Below are 2,616 nucleotides of genomic sequence, written 5' to 3' on the forward strand. Positions count from 1 at the left end.
AAAACTCTTCACCGCATTCGTGCATTGAGAAGCTTTGGAAAAGTTAAAGCAGGTGATGTTGGTGGTTTTGTAGAGAGTGAAGGCAACCTCTCTCATGAGGGCGATTGTTGGGTTGGGAATAGGGCATGGGTTTATGGTGATGCACGTGTTTTTGGCAATGCCAAGGTTCTTGGTTTTTCTCATGTTTATGACAATGCCCGTGTTTATGAGAATGCCAATGTTCTTTTAGCAGCTGCGATTTATGGCAACGCCAAGGTTTGTGGTAATGCGCATGTATTTGGCAATGCCAAGGTTTGTGATGAAGCTGCGGTTTTTGGTAATGCTTACGTTTACGATAATATCCATGTTTATGGCAGCGCCAAGGTTTATGGCAACGCCAAGGTTTGTGGTTATGCCAAGGTTTGTGATGCTGCTAAGGTGTTCGGTCATGCCGTGGTTTATGGTAAGGCCAAGATTTATGGAAATGCATATGTTTGCGGCACTGAAGAATATGGTGGCGACAGAGTTTATATGTGTTCACATAATGCAAATGAAGCGCATAAGAATGATGATGGTAAGCCTCGTGTAGAGCTTATACCGCCGTTGGCACTGCTTGAAATTGGTAAAGTTTTAGAGTTTGGGGCAAAGAAGTACGGAGCAAACAATTGGCGTAATGGCATGCACTGGAGCAGGTTACACGGTGCTGCTTTACGTCATTTATTAGCATGGTTTGGTGGAGAGCATAAGGATGCTGAGAGTGATTTATCACACTTGGCACATGCGGCTTGTTGTATTCTTTTTTTAATGGAATGCGAAGCACAACAGATTGGTCATGATGACCGCCCTCATAAAAATTAAAGGAGATAAAGATGAGTTTAAATGAAATTTTATGGATAGAAGTGGTTTCAGTTTTGCTCTTAAGCGGAGTGATGTTTTGTATTGCATTGCATTATCGCGCGCAGGTTAAGGCACTTAAAGAGCAGGTTCAAGATATTAAGAAAAAAATGAAAGAGAATGAGTTTAGGTATTTAATGGAAAGCAAGCAGACAATTGATGAATGTGATGCGGATCTTGAAGAACGTGACAAGGAAATTAAAGAACTGAAGCAAGAGATTGAAGAACGTGACGAGAAAATTAAACAACTGAAACAAAAGATAGAAGAACGTGACGACGAGGAAATTGAAGAACTGAAGCAAGAGCTTAAAGAACGTGACGAGGAAATTAAAGAACTAAAACAAAAGATAGATGCGTACCGAGAAGAGTTCAAACGGAAAAGTGAAAAGATACAGGCACTAAAAGAAGATGTTCAATCACGCGACGAGGAAGTTGAAAGACTAACACAAGAGCTTAAGCAGCGTGATGAAGCAGTAAAAGCGCCGCTTCATAAGAATAAGAAGAGTAAGAAGAAGGGGAAGTGAGGAGAGAAAGATGGAAGATGTAATGTCATTTGTCATAGGTCATATCATCAATAACATTCCAATTATTGTGGTCTCACTGTTTACTTTACACTATTATTTCAAGGCTTCTGACCTACAAGAACAGATAGATGAACAAGATGAAATAATTAGGGAAAAGGACACAATAATTAAAAATCAAGAAACATTAATCAATAAACATGTAACTTCTATTGATGGACAGATTGCAAGTTTACACAAAAAAATAGAAAGAATTAAACCACAAGATATACAGTTTAATCAGCAATTTCAAAAAACATTTCCCATGTCTTTAATCCGTCGAAGCTAACAGGACAAAAGCTCACTTCGATTGTTTTCTTTGGATTATACAGTGCAGTATGCCTTATGAAAAATTCAGGGTCAACTATATCATTTGAGCTTAGAGGGGAAATACATAGTGTTAATGACAACTCACTGCGGCTTTTTAGATTAAATAACTCTAACAACTGTTCTGACGGTGGATTTATAAAACGTCCCTTTTTAGAATATTGTATACTACGTTGCGGTTTTATCAAATTTCTTTCGAAAGAGATACATTTAGGATCTATTCTAGAAAATCCAATAGAAATAGGATTACATACCATAGCAGCAATAAGTTCAAAAGGGCTTTCTTCAATAAGACGTATTTGTTTGATTCTAATATCTTTTTTTGTAGGATTTTTAATGATTAAGGGTATAAAAATTAAGGGGATTTTACGCGGTTCTTTACGCTCTAACCTTGGTAGAAATATTATTGGATCACTTGTCACAGTTAGCTTTTGTTCTGAAGCTTTTCTTCTTTTACAAAGTTTAAAATACTTAAACAAAAAACCTCCAATACTGATAAAAAGCGTAGCAATAATGGTAGATATGACAGGATTGTTATTAATCCAATGCCAAGCATTTTCTATTTCATTAAGCATATTTCATACGCCTTTCTCTTTCTACTTTTCAGAAAAAAACAACCTTATAAAACACGTTTTGTATGGAGAGGCGCGGTGAATAACACGATTCTTTGTTTTGATCTAGGTACGAAGATGGGGTGGGCGATACGTGGAGGGGACGGTAGTATCATAAGTGGTACCATTAATTTTTACTCCCGTCGTTTTGAAGGCGGTGGAATGCGTTACTTGCGTTTTAAGCAATGGCTATCAGAAATAAAGCAGACAGCCGGTGGCATTGACGCGGTGTATTTTGAAGAGGT

Annotated in this window: 4 protein-coding genes and 1 pseudogene; 4 read left to right on the forward strand and 1 reads right to left on the reverse strand. The window is 37.7% G+C overall.

What is annotated here, in order from left to right; translation table 11 throughout:
• The first annotated feature begins 510 nt into the window (after positions 1-510).
• From ACFIMG_RS08590 to ACFIMG_RS08600, 3 genes are read left to right on the forward strand one after another with little or no spacing between them, the layout of a single operon-like run.
• Positions 511-837: a dATP/dGTP diphosphohydrolase domain-containing protein gene (locus ACFIMG_RS08590; protein WP_375610982.1), complete on the forward strand. Its 327-nt coding sequence runs from the start codon at positions 511-513 to the stop codon at positions 835-837.
• Positions 838-848: 11 nt separating this feature from the next.
• Entirely contained in the window at positions 849-1,397 is a 549-nt protein-coding gene (locus tag ACFIMG_RS08595) for a hypothetical protein (RefSeq protein WP_375678450.1), read from the forward strand.
• Positions 1,398-1,407: 10 nt separating this feature from the next.
• Positions 1,408-1,722, forward strand: a complete 315-nt coding sequence (locus ACFIMG_RS08600; protein WP_375640125.1) for a hypothetical protein — start codon at positions 1,408-1,410, stop codon at positions 1,720-1,722.
• Here the strand turns inward: ACFIMG_RS08600 and ACFIMG_RS08605 are convergent.
• Positions 1,670-2,335, reverse strand: coding sequence for a hypothetical protein (locus tag ACFIMG_RS08605; RefSeq protein ID WP_375678451.1), 666 nt, complete (start codon positions 2,333-2,335; stop codon positions 1,670-1,672). The two genes, ACFIMG_RS08600 and ACFIMG_RS08605, sit on opposite strands and share 53 nt — an antisense overlap.
• Before the next feature lie 75 nt (positions 2,336-2,410).
• On the opposite strand from ACFIMG_RS08605, the pseudogene ACFIMG_RS08610 reads away from it, so the two are divergent.
• A pseudogene (locus ACFIMG_RS08610) lies at positions 2,411-2,616 on the forward strand (hypothetical protein); the annotation flags it as partial.

The sequence above is a fragment of the Bartonella sp. AP11XZML genome (assembly GCF_042196445.1).
Lineage (GTDB): Bacteria > Pseudomonadota > Alphaproteobacteria > Rhizobiales > Rhizobiaceae > Bartonella.

Bases quoted from the DNA above. Each gene is read 5' to 3' on its own strand.
- ACFIMG_RS08590 (WP_375610982.1), top strand. From the start codon at position 511: ATGTGTTCACATAATGCAAATGAAGCGCATAAGAATGATGATGGTAAG.
- ACFIMG_RS08595 (WP_375678450.1), top strand. From the start codon at position 849: ATGAGTTTAAATGAAATTTTATGGATAGAAGTGGTTTCAGTTTTGCTC.
- ACFIMG_RS08600 (WP_375640125.1), top strand. From the start codon at position 1,408: ATGGAAGATGTAATGTCATTTGTCATAGGTCATATCATCAATAACATT.
- ACFIMG_RS08605 (WP_375678451.1), bottom strand. From the start codon at position 2,335: ATGCTTAATGAAATAGAAAATGCTTGGCATTGGATTAATAACAATCCT.